Here is a 15,490-nt window from a genome sequence, read left to right on the forward strand (position 1 = left end):
AGAGGCCTGTGGGAAACAGCTGATGTTCCCCACAGGCTGTGGATCAGTTCTCGCTCTTGGACTCGACCGCGTGGCCACCGAACTGGTTGCGCAGCGCCGCGATCATCTTCATCTGCGGAGAGTCGTCCTGCCGCGAGGCGAAGCGGGCGAAGAGCGAGGCCGTGATCGCGGGCAGCGGCACGGCGTTGTCGATGGCGGCTTCCACCGTCCACCGGCCCTCGCCGGAGTCCTGCGCGAAGCCGCGCAGCTTCGCCAGGTGCTCGTCGTCGTCCAGGGCGTTGACCGCGAGGTCGAGCAGCCAGGAACGGATGACCGTGCCCTCCTGCCAGGAGCGGAAGACCTCGCGCACGTCCGTGACGGAGTCGACCTTCTCCAGGAGCTCCCAGCCCTCGGCGTAGGCCTGCATCATGGCGTACTCGATGCCGTTGTGGACCATCTTCGAGAAGTGGCCCGCACCGACCTTGCCGGCGTGCACGGAGCCGAAGTCGCCCTCGGGCTTGAGCGCGTCGAAGATCGGCTGGACCTTCTCGATGTCCTTGGCGTCGCCGCCGTACATCAGTGCGTAGCCGTTCTTGAGGCCCCAGACGCCGCCGGAGACGCCGCAGTCGACGAAGCCGATGCCCTTGGCCGCGAGCTCCTCGGCGTGCTTCTCGTCGTCCGTCCAGCGGGAGTTGCCGCCGTCCACGACGACGTCGCCGGGCTGCAGCAGCTCGGCGAGCTCGTCGACGGTGGACTGGGTCGCGGCTCCGGCCGGCACCATCACCCAGACGACGCGCGGACCCTTGAGTTTGCCCACAAGCTCTTCGAGGCTGTGGACATCCGCGACGTCCTGGTTGCGGTCGTATCCGATGACGGTGTGGCCTGCGCGGCGGATGCGCTCGCGCATGTTGCCGCCCATCTTGCCGAGGCCGACGAGACCGAGCTCCATCAGTGGTTCCTTAAGTAGCGATGTGGCGTGGAGGCACCTTCGTACCCGCGTCCGAGCCTACGCCCGGACGCCCGCTCACACCTGTGGGCTCAGCCGCTCAGACGTACGGGCATGATCAGGTACTTGTAGGCCTCGTCGGCCTCCGCGTCCAGGGCCGGCCTGCCGCTCAGGAGCGCGGGCTTCGTCGACGTCGTGAACGACAGCTGGGCGACCGGGGAGTCGATCGCGCTCAGGCCGTCGAGCAGGAATGTCGGGTTGAAGGCGATCGAGACGTCGTCCCCGTCGAGCTGGGCGTCGACCCTTTCCACAGCCTGTGCGTCGTCGCTGGAACCCGCCTCCAGGATCAGCACGCCCTGCTCGAAGCTGAGCCGCACCGGAGTGTTCCGCTCGGCCACCAGGGCCACGCGCTTCACGGCCTCGACGAACGGGGCCGTCTCGATGACCGCGATCGAGTTGAACTCCGTGGGGAAGAGCGTCTTGTACTTCGGCAGGTCGCCCTCGAGGAGACGCGTGGTCGTACGCCGTCCGGCGCCCTCGAAACCGATCAGGCCCTCACCGGCACCGGAGCCGGACAGCGCCAGGGTGACGGTGTCGCCGCTCGTGAGCGCCTTCGCGGTGTCCAGGAGCGTCTTGGCGGGCACCAGGGCGACCGCGGACGCCTCGGGGTTCTCCGGCTTCCACAGGAACTCGCGGACCGCGAAGCGGTAGCGGTCGGTGGAGGCCAGCGTGACCGTGTCGCCCTCGATCTCGATGCGTACGCCGGTCAGGACGGGCAGCGTGTCGTCGCGGCCTGCGGCGATGGCCACCTGCGCGGCGGCCGAGGCGAAGACCTCACCGGGGACCGTGCCGGTCGCGGTGGGCATCTGCGGCAGCGCGGGGTACTCCTCCACAGGAAGTGTGTGGAGTGTGAATCGCGAGGAGCCGCAGACCACCGTGGCCCGCACACCGTCTGTGGAGATCTCCACCGGACGGTTGGGAAGGGCGCGGCAGATGTCGGCGAGCAGCCGGCCGGAGACGAGGACCGTGCCCTCGTCGTCGATCTCGGCGTCCACGGAGACACGCGCCGAGACCTCGTAGTCGAAGCTGGAAAGGCTGAGTGCGCCTTCCTCGGCCTTCAGCAGCAGGCCCGCGAGGACAGGTGCCGGTGGCCGGGCCGGGAGACTGCGCGCCGCCCACGCCACTGCCTCCGCGAGTACGTCGCGTTCCACCCGGATCTTCACTTAGCCGCCCTCCTGCTGTTGCTGGCACTGGGGACCAGTCTGACGCACCGCACTGACAGTGGGTGCCCGTCGGGGTCAAGTCGTGACGAGAGGCGTCGGAGGTCCGGAGCGCGAGTTGTGCACAGGCCCCTCTTCGAAGCCAATTCCCCGGTGACTCTAGGGGGCAGTAGTAGTAGGGCCTGTGGAAACCGTGGATAACCGCGTATTCGCAGGTCAGTGCCGGTTTTTTATCCACTGCGCCTGTGGGCGGAGGCGGTGGACAACCGGTGGTTTCTGTGGACGGGCGAAAGTTCTGCACACCCGATGCACAGGCAAGGGGTACTTCTCCCCAGCGTCGTCCCCAGTTTTACCCACCTTCCCCACAGGCCAACCGACCACCTTGGTGTGACGCCTTTCACTCGGCACGGTGACGGGGCGCGTTGCGTTGCCGAACAGTGGACAGCCATGTGGAGAAGCTGGGGAAAGCTGGGGACAACCGGCCCGAGCCTGTGGGTTGCCGGTGGACAAGTTCATGCACACCCTGTGGACGAGTTTTTCCTCCACAGCCTGTGGAGGACCGTCGTCCACCAATCCACAACCACTTGACCTGGCTTGATGATCCTTCAGCAGGGTCCCCTGTGGACAGCATCTGGACAACTTCTGGGTCCCCAGGGTGTGGAGGGAAAAAAGTGCGCACATCTGTGGAGAACAGGCCTCTCAGCTGGGGAAATCGAACAGCGGGGAGGGCCCGACGGGCTCCACGCGCGCGTGCACAACGGCAAAGGGCGCCCCGGAAGTTGTTCCGGGGCGCCCTTAAGAGGTGTCTGTCGGCGTCTGTCAGCCGTTCTTGATGCGGTTGGTGAGCTCGGTGACCTGGTTGTAGATCGAGCGTCGCTCGGCCATCAAGGCGCGGATCTTGCGGTCGGCGTGCATGACCGTCGTGTGGTCACGGCCGCCGAACTGCGCGCCGATCTTGGGCAAGGAGAGATCCGTCAGCTCACGGCAGAGGTACATCGCGATCTGGCGGGCCGTCACCAGGACGCGGCTGCGCGAGGATCCGCAGAGGTCGTCCACCGTCAGACCGAAGTAGTCCGCGGTCGCGGCCATGATGGCCGGCGCCGTGATCTCCGGAGAGGCGTCCTCGCCGCCCGGGATCAGGTCCTTCAGGACGATCTCCGTCAGACCCAGGTCCACCGGCTGCCGATTGAGCGAGGCGAAGGCCGTGACCCGGATCAGCGCGCCCTCGAGCTCACGGATGTTGCGTGAGATGCGGGACGCGATGAACTCCAGGACCTCCGGCGGGGCGTTGAGCTGCTCCTGCACCGCCTTCTTACGAAGGATGGCGATACGCGTCTCGAGCTCCGGCGGCTGGACGTCGGTGATCAGTCCCCACTCGAAGCGGTTGCGCAGCCGGTCCTCCAGCGTCACCAGCTGCTTGGGCGGCCGGTCGCTGGAGAGCACGATCTGCTTGTTCGCGTTGTGGAGCGTATTGAAGGTGTGGAAGAACTCCTCCTGCGTCGACTCCTTGCTCGCGAGGAACTGGATGTCGTCGACGAGCAGGATGTCCATCTCGCGGTACCGCTTGCGGAAGGTGTCGCCCTTGCCGTCGCGGATGGAGTTGATGAACTCGTTCGTGAACTCCTCGGAGCTCACGTAGCGCACGCGCGTGCCGGGGTAGAGGCTGCGGGCGTAGTGACCGATGGCGTGCAGCAGGTGCGTTTTGCCGAGCCCGGACTCCCCGTAGATGAAGAGGGGGTTGTACGCCTTGGCGGGCGCCTCCGCCACGGCGACGGCTGCGGCGTGCGCGAAGCGGTTCGAGGCGCCGATCACGAAGGTGTCGAAGAGGTACTTCGGGTTGAGGCGCGCGGTGGGTTCGCCGGGCGCCGATGCCGGGGCCGGCTGTGCGGCCAGCGGGCCGGGGGTCCCGCTGCCGTGGACACCGTGGCCGCCGTTGCCGTGGCCGCCGCCCCTGGGGTCGTGGCCGCCCGATCCCTGCGGCTGGTCGTGACGCTCACGTCTGTCGTGACGGTCGTGGCGGTCCTGCTGGTCCTGCCGGTCCTGGCGGTGCTGTTCATACGGGGAGCGCCCCTGTGGCGGCTGCGACCGGTAGTCGTGCTGGGGCTGCTGCTGGGGGCTCGCGTACGGGTCCCGCTCGGGGAAGCCGAGGCGCTGCTGCTGCCAGCCGTAGTCGTCCTGCTGGGGCGGCTGCTGCTGCGGCCAGGCGCCGGGCGCGGGGCGCTGATAGTCGGGGTACGCGGGGCGGGCGGTCGGCAGCTGGTCGGCCCCGTGGCCCGGGGCATGGTCGTCCGAGGCGCGGCGGCCGTAACTGTCGTACGGCTCGTGTCCCTGATTGGGGCCCGGGTGCTGCTCCGGCTCCTCGTAGCGCTGCTGCTGTTGCTGGCCGGGCTGCTGCTGGTACGGCGGCGGCGTGGGGCCGGGCCGGTCCATGGGATCGCCGACCGAGTCGTCCACCGTGATGGCGATACGGATCGGGCGGCCGCACTCGCGGCTCAGCGACTCGCTGACGATGGGGGCGAGGCGGCCCTCGAGCACGCCCTTGGCGAACTCGTTCGGGACGGCCAGCAGGGCGGTGTCGGCGACCAGTGCCAGCGGCTGGCAGCGCTTGATCCAGCGCTCGTCCTTCGCGTCTACTCCGTGTCCCCGCCCCTCACCCAGCAGCTGCTCCAGAACTCGTGGCCACACTGCGGCAAGATCGGCAGGTACATCAGCCACAAGGCACGCTCTCTCACGGGGTCCCACGAAGGTGTGGTTCTTGGGACGGAAATCGGGATGGGCAGGGAGAAGGGAATGAATCGGAGTTTGGCCACGGTAGTCAGGGCAACGGCTGCGGTTCAAGTTGTTGTCCACAGGCTGTGCACAGTGTCTCTCCCTGACGGTCGGTTTGACCGGATGGCGTAGCCCCGCGTACCGTGACCAGGTCGAGTTGTCGATGGCTGCTGCCGCCTGCCTCCGATGGGCAAAGATCACGATCTGTGATTGTGAAGCGGTGCACTCGGTGCGTATTCGCGAGCTTCTCGTGGGCGCACGGTGACAGCCAGGCGATGTCCCGCCACCACACAATCATTTCTGGAGCCCCCGAGTGAGCAAGCGCACCTTCCAGCCGAACAACCGCCGCCGCGCCAAGACCCACGGCTTCCGCCTGCGAATGCGCACCCGCGCCGGCCGCGCGATCCTCGCGAACCGTCGTGGCAAGGGTCGCGCCAGCCTTTCCGCCTAATCGTTTAGGTCATGACGTCGTGCTGCCTACCGAGCATCGGCTGAGGCGGCGCGAAGACTTCGCGACCGCGGTACGCCGAGGACGACGGGCCGGACGCCCGCTTCTCGTCGTCCATCTTCGTAGCGGTGCAACGGACCCGCACGCGCCTGGGGAGAGCCTTCCCCCGACGCGTGCGGGTTTCGTCGTGAGCAAAGCCGTTGGCGGAGCTGTCGTACGCAACAAGGTGAAGCGCAGGCTTCGCCATCTGATGCGCGACCGGGTGAGCCAGCTGCCCCCCGGTAGCCTGGTAGTCGTACGAGCGTTGCCCGGAGCGGGTGACGCCACCCATGCACAGCTGGCCCAAGACCTGGACACCGCTCTTCAGCGGCTGCTGGGAGGGGGCGCTCGATGAAGTACCCACTGCTGGCTCTGATCAAGCTGTATCAGTGGACGATCAGTCCGCTGCTTGGTCCGGTGTGCAAGTACTACCCGTCGTGCTCTCGCTACGGCTACCTGGCCATCGACCGGCACGGTGCGATCAAGGGGACGGCGCTGACGGCCTGGCGCATCCTGCGGTGCAATCCGTGGTCGCTCGGTGGTGTCGACCATGTCCCGCCGCGCAAGCGTCCGCGGTGGCACGAGATGCTGCGCGCCATGTGGCGCGAGCGCAAGGGCGGGCCCTCCGCCGCTGGCGTGCCCTCCGAGGAGATGTCCCCGGATACCCCGAGCCCGGCCGCCGAGACCCCGTCCCATGCTCAAGGAGCCTGATTAGTGGACACGATTGCCAGTCTGTTCAGCTTCATCACGACACCCGTTTCCTGGGTCATCGTCCAGTTCCACTCGCTGTACGGGGCCATCTTCGGTCCTGACACGGGCTGGGCCTGGGGCTTGTCCATCGTGTCCCTGGTGATCTTGATCCGTATCTGCCTGATCCCGCTCTTCGTGAAGCAGATCAAGGCGACCCGGGCGATGCAGACGCTGCAGCCCGAGATGAAGAAGATCCAGGAACGCTACAAGAGCGACAAGCAGCGTCAGTCCGAAGAGATGATGAAGCTGTACAAGGAGTCGGGTACGAACCCGCTCTCCTCGTGCCTTCCCATCCTGGCGCAGTCGCCGTTCTTCTTCGCCCTCTACCACGTGCTCTCCGGCATCGCGTCGAACGACACCATCGGCGTCATCGACAAGCCGCTGCTCGAGAGCGCGCAGAAGGCGCACATCTTCGGCGCCCCGCTGGCCGCGAAGTTCATGGACAGCCAGGAGAAGGTCGAGGCGCTCCACGCTTCGCTGACCGACGTCCGCGTCGTCACCGCGATCATGATCATCCTGATGTCGGCGTCGCAGTTCTTCACGCAGCGCCAGCTGATGACGAAGAACGTGGACACGACGGTCAAGACGCCGTTCATGCAGCAGCAGAAGATGCTGATGTACGTCTTCCCGATCATGTTCGCCGTGTTCGGCATCAACTTCCCGGTCGGTGTTCTCGTCTACTGGCTGACCACCAACGTGTGGACCATGGGCCAGCAGATGTTCGTGATCCGCCGTAACCCGACCCCGGGCTCGAAGGCTCAGGCCGCGTACCTCGAGCGCCTGCAGAAGCAGATCACGCACAACAAGAAGGTGCGGGGCCGCGGCAACGTGAACGTCATCAAGGCGATCGTCGCCAAGGGACGTGACCGCAACGAGTTCGAGCGCAAGTTCATCAACGGCCTGAGCAAGGCCGGCCTCGTGGCCCAGACCGATGGCTCCGTCGAGCCGAGCGACTCCGCTGTCGCCACGGAGACCGAGGACGGGACCTCCGTCGGCGGCGCTACCCCGAAGCGGCAGCAGCCCAAGCGCCAGAGCAAGTCGCAGCGCCAGTCCGCCGCCACAGCCGGCAAGGCGGAGAGCGACACGGAGACGCCTTCGGAAGCGAAGACGTCGCTGGAGAAGACTCCGGACGAGCCTGAGGATGCCGCTCCCAAGGGCAAGCCCGCGGGTGGCAAGTCCGGGTCAGGCAACGCACGCCAAGCCAAGTCGGGGCAGCGCAAGGGCCAGCAGCGGCCCAAGCACCCGTCCAAGAAGTAGAAGGAGTCCATCCCGTGACGGAAGGCACCACCGCCCCCGCCGAGGCCGAGGTCGAGGCCGGCGACACCCTCACCCGCCTTGAGCAGGAGGGTGAGATCGCGGCGGACTACCTCGAGGGTCTGCTGGACATCGCCGATCTCGACGGCGACATCGACATGGACGTCGAGGCCGACCGCGCCGCTGTCTCGATCATCAGCGACTCGCACAGCCGCGATCTGCAGAAGCTCGTCGGCCGTGACGGTGAGGTCCTGGAGGCGCTCCAGGAGCTGACGCGTCTCGCCGTGCACCGCGAGACCGGTGACCGCAGCCGCCTCATGCTGGACATCGCGGGCTACCGCGCCAAGAAGCGCGAGGAGCTCTCGGAGCTGGGCGCCAAGGCCGCGGCCGAGGTGAAGAGCTCGGGTGAGCCGGTCAACCTCAAGCCGATGACGCCCTTCGAGCGCAAGGTCGTGCATGATGCGGTCAAGGCCGCCGGTCTGCGCAGCGAGTCCGAGGGCGAGGAGCCGCAGCGCTTCGTCGTCGTGCTTCCCGCCTGATCGCACGTCGTTTCCCCGGCCCCGTCTGTTCGCAGGCGGGGCCGGTCTTTGTCAGCCTGATAGTCAGCCACCCCAGTGCGGTACGGAAGGACGGTCCCCGTGACGGAGGCAGCGGAGCTCCCCTCGGCGCCCGAGCAGGCCCGGGCGGTATTCGGTGAGCGCTTCTCGGACGCGGTCCGGTACGCGGAGTTGCTGGCCGACGCGGGAGTGCAGCGTGGTCTGATCGGCCCCCGCGAAGTGCCTCGGCTGTGGGAGCGGCATCTGCTGAACTGTGCGGTCCTCTCCGAGGTCGTCCCCGAGAACGTGATGGTGTGCGACGTCGGCTCGGGAGCGGGCCTGCCGGGTATTCCGCTGGCTCTCGTCCGCCCGGATCTGAAGATCACGCTGCTTGAACCTCTGCTGCGGCGGACCACCTTCCTCACCGAAGTGGTGGAGCTGCTCGGGCTCGACCATGTGACCGTCGTGCGGGGGCGCGCCGAGGAGGTCCTTGGCAAGCTGCCTCCCGTCCACGTGGTGACCGCGCGGGCCGTGGCGCCACTGGACCGCCTCGCGGCCTGGGGCGTGCCGCTCCTGCGTCCCTACGGGGAGATGCTTCTGCTCAAGGGCGACACGGCCGAGGAAGAGGTCAAGGGCGCTGGGGCAGCCCTGAGCAAGCTAGGCGCGGTGACCACCTCGGTGCTGCATGTCGGAGAGGGTGTGGTGGACCCGCTGTCCACCGTCGTGCGGGTCGAGGTCGGGGAGAGCCCCGGTGGTGTGCGCTTCGCGGCCAAGCGCGCGAAGGCTGCCCGGACTGGTCGTACCAGGCGTCGTCGCTGAGCCAGTCCCGCCCTCGTCGTTGATCCGTCCTGACGACGAGCCGTACTCCACACAAGCTGCCAAACGTACGCATACCGGGGTGTCGCGCATGCGGCACCCCGGCTGCCGTGCATCGTGTTTCACGTGAAACGTCGCTCACTGCTGCATGGCATCATCAGTCGCGGCCGCGCTGCGGAACCTCGCGAGCGTCGGCCACTCGGTTCCCTCGATAAGGGAACGGAGTTGTCCACAGAGGTGGATTCGTCCACAGAAGACCGGGCCTCGCTGGTTCACGACCCTCAAAGCATGGGAGGCTCTGTTCATTGCGAGCCTGAAGTCGAGGAGAGTGAATCCTTGCGGTCCGACGCCAACATCGCGGGACCGATGACCGATCCGGTCCCCGGTCCCCGTACCGAGTCGGCGGGGGAGGATGTTTCACGTGAAACACCGCCCCCGATGGACGACACCCCCATCGGTCGTGCTGCCCAACTGGCGGTGGAAGCCCTGGGTCGAGCAGGCGAAGGCCTGCCACGACCCGAGCAGACCCGAGTCATGGTGGTGGCCAACCAGAAGGGTGGAGTGGGCAAGACGACGACAACCGTCAACCTCGCTGCTTCACTCGCTCTGCACGGCGCGCGTGTCCTGGTCATCGACCTCGACCCACAGGGCAACGCTTCCACGGCGCTGGGTATCGACCACCACGCGGAAGTGCCGTCCATCTACGACGTGCTGATCGACAGCAAGCCGCTCTCCGAAGTCGTGCAGCCGGTCCCCGATGTAGAAGGACTCTTCTGTGCCCCGGCCACCATCGATCTCGCCGGTGCGGAGATCGAGTTGGTGTCGCTGGTGGCACGGGAGAGCCGACTGCAGCGGGCGATCCAGGCGTACGAGCAGCCGCTGGACTACGTCCTCATCGACTGCCCGCCCTCGCTCGGCCTCCTTACGGTCAACGCCCTGGTTGCCGGCGCGGAGGTGCTGATCCCCATCCAGTGCGAGTACTACGCACTGGAGGGCCTCGGTCAGCTCCTGCGCAACGTCGACCTGGTCCGAGGGCACCTCAACCCTCATCTGCACGTCTCGACGATCCTGCTCACCATGTACGACGGCCGCACCCGGCTCGCTTCACAGGTGGCAGACGAGGTGCGCACTCACTTCGGCGAAGAGGTCCTGCGGACAAGCATTCCCCGCTCGGTCCGTATCTCCGAGGCGCCGAGCTACGGCCAAACCGTGCTCACCTACGATCCGGGATCGAGCGGCGCCCTCTCGTACTTCGAGGCGGCGCGGGAGATCGCGCTCCGTGGCGTCGGCATTCGATACGACGTACAGCACGCCCAACTGGGCGCCCAGAATGATCAGCACAGCACGACGGAGGGGATGCAGTGAGCGAGCGACGGAGAGGGCTGGGCCGTGGCCTCGGCGCTCTGATCCCTGCGGCCCCGACGGAGAAGTCGACCGCCCAGGCCATGAACGGAGCCTCGGCTTCGCCTAGCGGCGTACCCGTACTCACAGCCGAGCGGGGTGTGGCGGCCGCGAAGGTGACGGCGCTCCCGCAGAGCCCTGTTTCACATGGAACGGAGCAGCCGCCGAAGGAAGCGGTGGAGGTCGAGGAGAGCCCGGTCGGTGCGCACTTCGCCGAGCTGCCTCTCGACTTCATCACGCCCAACCCGAGGCAGCCCCGTGAGGTCTTCGACGAGGACGCCCTCGCCGAGCTGGTGACCTCCATCAAGGAGGTCGGACTTCTCCAGCCTGTCGTCGTACGGCAGGTAGGGCCCTCGCGCTACGAGCTCATCATGGGTGAGCGGCGTTGGCGGGCTTGCCGTGAGGCAGGACTCGAGCGCATCCCCTCGATCGTCCGCGCCACGGACGACGAGAAGCTTCTCCTGGACGCGCTCCTGGAGAACCTGCATCGTGCACAGCTGAACCCGCTGGAAGAGGCTGCCGCCTATGACCAGTTGCTCAGGGACTTCAACTGCACGCACGACCAGCTCGCGGACCGGATCGGCCGTTCCCGCCCGCAGGTCTCGAACACGCTGCGGCTGCTGAAGCTGTCGCCGGCGGTTCAGCGCAGGGTCGCCGCCGGGGTGCTCTCCGCGGGCCATGCTCGCGCTCTGCTGTCCGTCGAGGACTCGGAGGAACAGGACCGTCTCGCGCACCGGATCGTGGCCGAGGGGCTCTCGGTGCGGGCCGTCGAGGAGATCGTGACCCTCATGGGTTCACGGCCGCAGAGCACTCCGCGGGCCAAGGGGCCGCGTGCGGGTGCTCGGGTGTCGCCGTCGCTGACCAGCCTTGCCACTCGTCTCTCTGACCGGTTTGAAACCCGGGTAAGGGTGGACCTGGGGCAGAAGAAGGGCAAGATCGTCGTCGACTTCGCCTCGCTTGAGGACCTGGAGCGCATCCTCTCGACGCTCGCTCCGGGTGAGGGGCCGGTCCTGAAGAACGGGCTCGCCGAGGACTCCGCCGAGGACGCCGCTGAGGACGACACGTCCGAGGGCGAAAAGTCCTGAGCCCATCAGCCAGCCCGTATGGAGCGGGCCGTGTCCGGTGTGTACCGGAACACGGCCCGCTCTTTGCTTTCCTACGGTATCGGTGCAATCGCATCGTGGATACGATGCGATTGGGTATGGCACATCCAGCTGGCGACACCTCATTGGGGAGGGGAGGGCCATGCGATCGGTGAGCCGGACCGGATTGATGACTGCGGGCCTTGGGCTGGGAGCCGTCGGCGGATTCGTCGGCAGCCTGCTGAAGGAACGGAGCGCTCTGACTGCCGCCCGTGATGCGGCGGGCGAAGGAAGTGAGGAACAGCCTTCATGGGGCGTCGGCTCGTACCGCTCACGCTGGACAACCTTCCGGACCTTCCCCAGCGTTGCCGGACGTGTGTCTTCTGGGAGCTGGACCCGGTCAGCGGCCAGGCCGCGGTAAAGGCCGGTACGCCGGAGCTCGAGAAAGAGGCCTGGATTTCCGCGGTCCTGCTCGAGTGGGGATCCTGTGGTCGAGTCGTCTACGTCGATGATCTTCCGGTGGGCTTCGTGCTGTACGCCCCGCCGGCGTATGTGCCTCGTGCCACCGCCTTCCCGACGAGCCCGGTGTCCCCCGATGCTGTCCAGCTGATGACCGCTTGGATCATGCCGGGTTATCAAGGCCAGGGGATCGGCCGGGTCATCGTCCAGACCGTCGCGAAGGATCTGCTGCGCCGGGGGTTCAAGGCGATCGAGGCGTTCGGGGACGCCCGGTGGGAAAAGCCCGCCTGTGTGCTGCCCGCCGATCACCTGCTGGCGGTGGGCTTCAAGACGGTCCGTCCGCACCCCTCATATCCACGGCTGAGGCTTGAGCTGCGTACGACGCTCTCCTGGAAGGAAGACGTCGAGATGGCGCTCGACCGGTTGCTGGGGGCGGTACAGAAGGAGCCAGTGCTCCGGCCGCTCTGATCCTGGGCGGCGTCGGCTCACTCTTCTCATGCGAATGGGCCAGCCCTGGTGGGCTGGCCCATTCGTGTTTCACGTGAAACAACGCGTCGCCTGTTGTGGGCGTCGCTCGTTACTCGGCGATGAAGTCCGCGAGGTCGCGCTCCAGGGCCGCCTTCGGCTTGGCGCCGACGATCGTCTTGGCCACCTCGCCACCCTGGTACACGTTCAGGGTCGGGATGGACATGACGCCGTACCTGGCCGCGATGCCCGGGTTCTCGTCGATGTTGAGCTTGACGATCTCGATCTTGTCGCCGTGCTCGGCCGCGATCGCCTCAAGGGACGGCGCGATCTGGCGGCACGGTCCGCACCAAGCGGCCCAGAAGTCCACCAGGACGGGCTTGTCGTTCTTCAGGACGTCTTCCTCGAAGGAGGCGTCGGTCACGTTCTTCAGAGTGCCGGCCACGGCGGGCTCCTTAACTCGGTGATGCGGTGGGGAGGATGGGATGTCAGACGGTGGCGGCGGCCGTCTCGCTGTCCACGAGGGCAGCGAGGAACCGCTCGGCGTCCAGGGCGGCGGAGCAGCCGGTGCCGGCCGCCGTGATCGCCTGGCGGTACGTGTGGTCGACGACGTCACCGGCGCCGAAGACGCCGGGCACGTTCGTCCGGGTCGAGGGGGCGTCCACGTTCAGGTAGCCCTCGTCGTCCAGGGTGAGCTGGCCCTTGAAGAGCTCCGTGCGCGGGTCGTGGCCGATCGCAATGAAAAGGCCGGTCACGGGCAGCTCGGAAGTCTCGCCCGTCTTCAGGTTGCGCAGCGTCAGACCGGAGAGCTTCTGCTCGCCCTTGATCTCGGCGACCTCGCTGTCCCAGACGAAGCTGATCTTCGGGTCTGCCATCGCGCGCTCCTGCATCGCCTTGGACGCACGCAGGCTGTCGCGACGGTGCACGATCGTCACGGACTTGGCGAAGCGCGAGAGGAAGGTGGCCTCCTCCATCGCGGTGTCCCCGCCGCCGATCACGGCGATGTCCTGGTCCTTGAAGAAGAAGCCGTCGCAGGTCGCGCACCAGGAGACGCCGCGGCCGGAGAGCGCGTCCTCGTTCGGCAGACCGAGCTTGCGGTGCTGGGAGCCCGTCGTGACGATGACGGTCTTCGCGCGGTGCACGGTGCCCGCCGTGTCCGTCACGGTCTTGATCTCGCCGGTGAGGTCGACGGAGATCACATCGTCCGGCACCAGCTCGGCGCCGAAGCGCTCGGCCTGGGCCCGCATGTTGTCCATGAGCTCGGGGCCCATGACGCCGTCCTGGAAGCCGGGGAAGTTCTCCACCTCGGTGGTGTTCATCAGCGCACCGCCTGCGGTGACGGCGCCCTCGAACACCAGGGGCTTCAGCGACGCTCGCGCGGTGTAGAGCGCCGCCGTGTAGCCGGCGGGCCCGGAGCCGATGATGATCACGTTACGGACGTCGGTCACGGCTTGATTCCTCGTCTCTGGAGACTGCTGCGTACTGCTGGTGGGTGCCTGTCTCAGGTCTCTCATCCCACCCAACGGATCCTACGGGGCATGCATTCCCCGACGTGTCCGAGCGCACGGAAGCATGTCAGGGGACGCCAGGATGCCACGCTGAGCCGAGTCTCCCGCCGCAGCGTCGAGAAGCTCAGGGCCGCGCGTAGGAGTTGGTCAGCAGTACCTTGCCCGCAGCGGAGGCCGACGACGCCTTGTCCACGCACGTCGCGTCGACCACGTACGCGGAGACCTTCGTATTGTCGGAGTCATGGGACGCCACGACGAGGTAGGCGTCCTTCCCCTGATAGGTGCCCTCTTCGGCGGCGAGCGGTGTCCTGTCGCCGATGCCGAGCTGGATGCACGTCGGGACGGTGACCGTGGACTCGCGCATCTTTTTCTGTTCCTTCGGGGACTCCGGGCTGGACCGCACGTCGAAGGACGGCTTGTCGCTGCCGGACTCGGGGGCAGTGGTGGGCGCCTTGGCGAGCAGGTCCGTCACTTGGCCCTTGAGCTTCTCCTCGGAGAAGGCGTGCGCGGAGTTGGTGTGTTCTGGCGGCGTCTCGCCCCCACCGCCCGAGTCGCCGCCCACGTTCTGCAGCAACAAGGAACCCAGGCCGATGGCGGCTGCCGTAAAGACGGCACCCAGCACTACGTTGCGTCGACGGCCGCTCCGCAAGCGACTGCGTCGCCCAGGCCCGGTGGCAGCGCGGGAGTGCCCCGCGGGACGGTCGGCGGGCTCGCCGCGCTGCACGGAGGCGGCGGGCGATGTTTCACGTGAAACACGTGCGGTGGCCGTCGGCTTCGATGCTGGATCCGGATCGGTAGCCTCGGCGGATCCGGGTGCGATGGAGTCGAGGAGCGCTTCCGCTGCCAGTGCGGCGTCGATCCGTCCCGCGACATCGGCAGGCATCCGTGGCGGCCCCGGCAGGGTGCCGAGAATCCCCCGGATCTCCTCCAGGGAGTCATAGACGTCGGCGCAGAGCTCGCAGTCGTCCAGGTGCTGCCGGACATCGGCGGTGCGGGACGGAGGCAGCAGACCATCCGTGAGGTCGGAGATCTCGGCGACTTCTGGGTGCCCGGCCGAATCGGTCGTGGTTGTCACGCTCGCCCACCTCCGCCCTTCACAGCAGCTGAATCGCTTGGTCCCGCGTCCCGTGGACCCGCTGCAGGTGGGACGGATGTCCCCTGCGTCCGGTTCCTTCCCGGGCCAGACTTCTTGCCTTCTTCGTCGTCGCCGCCGTCTCCGCTCTGCTTACGCGGTTCCGTACGCAGGTGGGTGAGCAGCGGCAGCAGTCTGGCTCTGCCGCGAGCGCAGCGGCTCTTCACGGTGCCGGTGGGTACCTCGAGCACGCTGGCAGCCTCGGCCACCGGGTAGCCCTGCATGTCCACGAGGACGAGGGCGGCGCGCTGGTCGTGCGGCAGGGTGCCCAGGGCTTCGATGACCTCGCGGTGGAGATCGCCGCGCTCGACGGGGGCTTCCGCCGACTCGTGCGGTTCGAGGAGCTGCTCGAGCCGTTCGGTGTCGTCGATGGGGGAGGTCTTACGGGATGCCGCCTTGCGGGCCCGGTCGAGGCAGGCGTTCACGGTGATCCGGTGCAGCCACGTCGTGACGGCCGACTGACCGCGGAAGGTGTGGGCGGCGCGGTAGGCGGAGACCAGAGCGTCCTGGACGGCGTCAGCGGCTTCCTCGCGGTCCCCCAGCGTGCGCAGGGCCACGGCCCACAGGCGGTCGCGATGGCGCCGGACGAGCTCGCCGAAGGCGTCCTTGTCCCCTGCCACGTGGCGGGCCAGGAGGTCCTTGTCGCTCATCTCGCCGTGCGTGGTGTCGTCCACCGTCGAACCCCC

General features: G+C 67.4%; 16 protein-coding genes. 9 read left to right on the top strand and 7 right to left on the bottom strand.

What is annotated here, in order from left to right; translation table 11 throughout:
- Positions 1 to 43: 43 nt before the first annotated feature.
- The 3 genes from gnd to dnaA all read right to left on the bottom strand — a co-directional run bounded on the left by gnd (position 44) and on the right by dnaA (position 4,860).
- Entirely contained in the window at positions 44 to 928 is an 885-nt protein-coding gene (gnd, locus tag ACZ5U5_RS32635; RefSeq protein WP_363210338.1) for a phosphogluconate dehydrogenase (NAD(+)-dependent, decarboxylating), read from the bottom strand.
- Positions 929 to 1,017: 89 nt separating this feature from the next.
- Positions 1,018 to 2,148: a DNA polymerase III subunit beta gene (gene dnaN, locus ACZ5U5_RS32640; RefSeq protein WP_469028876.1), complete on the bottom strand. Its 1,131-nt coding sequence runs from the start codon at positions 2,146 to 2,148 to the stop codon at positions 1,018 to 1,020.
- A gap of 816 nt (positions 2,149 to 2,964) precedes the next feature.
- On the bottom strand, positions 2,965 to 4,860 hold the full coding sequence (dnaA, locus tag ACZ5U5_RS32645; protein ID WP_469028879.1) for a chromosomal replication initiator protein DnaA: 1,896 nt from the start codon (positions 4,858 to 4,860) through the stop codon (positions 2,965 to 2,967).
- Between the two features lie 367 nt (positions 4,861 to 5,227).
- Here dnaA and rpmH point away from each other — a divergent pair, with 367 nt between their 5' ends.
- From rpmH to ACZ5U5_RS32690, 9 genes are all read left to right on the top strand, one after another.
- Complete coding sequence (rpmH, locus tag ACZ5U5_RS32650; protein WP_006381191.1) at positions 5,228 to 5,365, top strand: 50S ribosomal protein L34; 138 nt, start codon at positions 5,228 to 5,230, stop codon at positions 5,363 to 5,365.
- A gap of 19 nt (positions 5,366 to 5,384) precedes the next feature.
- Complete coding sequence (rnpA, locus tag ACZ5U5_RS32655; RefSeq protein WP_469028881.1) at positions 5,385 to 5,756, top strand: ribonuclease P protein component; 372 nt, start codon at positions 5,385 to 5,387, stop codon at positions 5,754 to 5,756.
- Positions 5,753 to 6,112, top strand: coding sequence for a membrane protein insertion efficiency factor YidD (yidD, locus tag ACZ5U5_RS32660; protein ID WP_363210335.1), 360 nt, complete (start codon positions 5,753 to 5,755; stop codon positions 6,110 to 6,112). Before rnpA ends, yidD begins: the two co-directional genes overlap by 4 nt.
- 3 nt (positions 6,113 to 6,115) lie before the next feature.
- The gene (yidC, locus tag ACZ5U5_RS32665; RefSeq protein ID WP_469028884.1) at positions 6,116 to 7,408 is read left to right on the top strand and encodes a membrane protein insertase YidC; all 1,293 of its coding nucleotides are present in this window, start codon (positions 6,116 to 6,118) and stop codon (positions 7,406 to 7,408) included.
- A gap of 14 nt (positions 7,409 to 7,422) precedes the next feature.
- Positions 7,423 to 7,944, top strand: coding sequence for a Jag family protein (locus tag ACZ5U5_RS32670; RefSeq protein WP_363210333.1), 522 nt, complete (start codon positions 7,423 to 7,425; stop codon positions 7,942 to 7,944).
- A gap of 99 nt (positions 7,945 to 8,043) precedes the next feature.
- A complete protein-coding gene (gene rsmG, locus ACZ5U5_RS32675; protein ID WP_469028887.1) occupies positions 8,044 to 8,760 on the top strand; it encodes a 16S rRNA (guanine(527)-N(7))-methyltransferase RsmG in 717 nt (238 codons plus the stop codon).
- A 285-nt stretch (positions 8,761 to 9,045) separates the two neighbouring features.
- A complete protein-coding gene (locus tag ACZ5U5_RS32680) occupies positions 9,046 to 10,122 on the top strand; it encodes a ParA family protein (RefSeq protein WP_469028889.1) in 1,077 nt (358 codons plus the stop codon).
- Positions 10,119 to 11,243: a ParB/RepB/Spo0J family partition protein gene (locus ACZ5U5_RS32685; RefSeq protein WP_469028890.1), complete on the top strand. Its 1,125-nt coding sequence runs from the start codon at positions 10,119 to 10,121 to the stop codon at positions 11,241 to 11,243. The genes ACZ5U5_RS32680 and ACZ5U5_RS32685 overlap by 4 nt, the downstream gene beginning before the upstream one ends.
- A gap of 306 nt (positions 11,244 to 11,549) precedes the next feature.
- On the top strand, positions 11,550 to 12,167 hold the full coding sequence (locus ACZ5U5_RS32690; RefSeq protein ID WP_363210329.1) for a GNAT family N-acetyltransferase: 618 nt from the start codon (positions 11,550 to 11,552) through the stop codon (positions 12,165 to 12,167).
- A 109-nt stretch (positions 12,168 to 12,276) separates the two neighbouring features.
- On the opposite strand, the gene trxA is transcribed toward ACZ5U5_RS32690, so the two are convergent.
- The 4 genes from trxA to sigM all read right to left on the bottom strand — a co-directional run bounded on the left by trxA (position 12,277) and on the right by sigM (position 15,454).
- Complete coding sequence (trxA, locus tag ACZ5U5_RS32695; protein ID WP_363210328.1) at positions 12,277 to 12,609, bottom strand: thioredoxin; 333 nt, start codon at positions 12,607 to 12,609, stop codon at positions 12,277 to 12,279.
- A gap of 43 nt (positions 12,610 to 12,652) precedes the next feature.
- On the bottom strand, positions 12,653 to 13,612 hold the full coding sequence (trxB, locus tag ACZ5U5_RS32700; RefSeq protein ID WP_469028894.1) for a thioredoxin-disulfide reductase: 960 nt from the start codon (positions 13,610 to 13,612) through the stop codon (positions 12,653 to 12,655).
- 184 nt (positions 13,613 to 13,796) lie between these two features.
- Positions 13,797 to 14,747 (bottom strand): anti-sigma factor family protein, encoded by a 951-nt coding sequence (locus ACZ5U5_RS32705; RefSeq protein ID WP_469028896.1) that lies wholly within the window; start codon positions 14,745 to 14,747, stop codon positions 13,797 to 13,799.
- Positions 14,744 to 15,454, bottom strand: a complete 711-nt coding sequence (gene sigM, locus ACZ5U5_RS32710) for an RNA polymerase sigma factor SigM (protein WP_469028969.1) — start codon at positions 15,452 to 15,454, stop codon at positions 14,744 to 14,746. The genes ACZ5U5_RS32705 and sigM overlap by 4 nt, the downstream gene beginning before the upstream one ends.
- Between the last annotated feature and the right edge of the window lie 36 nt (positions 15,455 to 15,490).

Source organism: Streptomyces sp. NPDC033177 (assembly GCF_055577715.1).

Bases quoted from the DNA above. Each gene is read 5' to 3' on its own strand.
- ACZ5U5_RS32680 (WP_469028889.1), top strand. From the start codon at position 9,046: ATGGGAGGCTCTGTTCATTGCGAGCCTGAAGTCGAGGAGAGTGAATCC.
- yidD (WP_363210335.1), top strand. From the start codon at position 5,753: ATGAAGTACCCACTGCTGGCTCTGATCAAGCTGTATCAGTGGACGATC.
- ACZ5U5_RS32690 (WP_363210329.1), top strand. From the start codon at position 11,550: ATGGGGCGTCGGCTCGTACCGCTCACGCTGGACAACCTTCCGGACCTT.
- gnd (WP_363210338.1), bottom strand. From the start codon at position 928: ATGGAGCTCGGTCTCGTCGGCCTCGGCAAGATGGGCGGCAACATGCGC.
- sigM (WP_469028969.1), bottom strand. From the start codon at position 15,454: ATGAGCGACAAGGACCTCCTGGCCCGCCACGTGGCAGGGGACAAGGAC.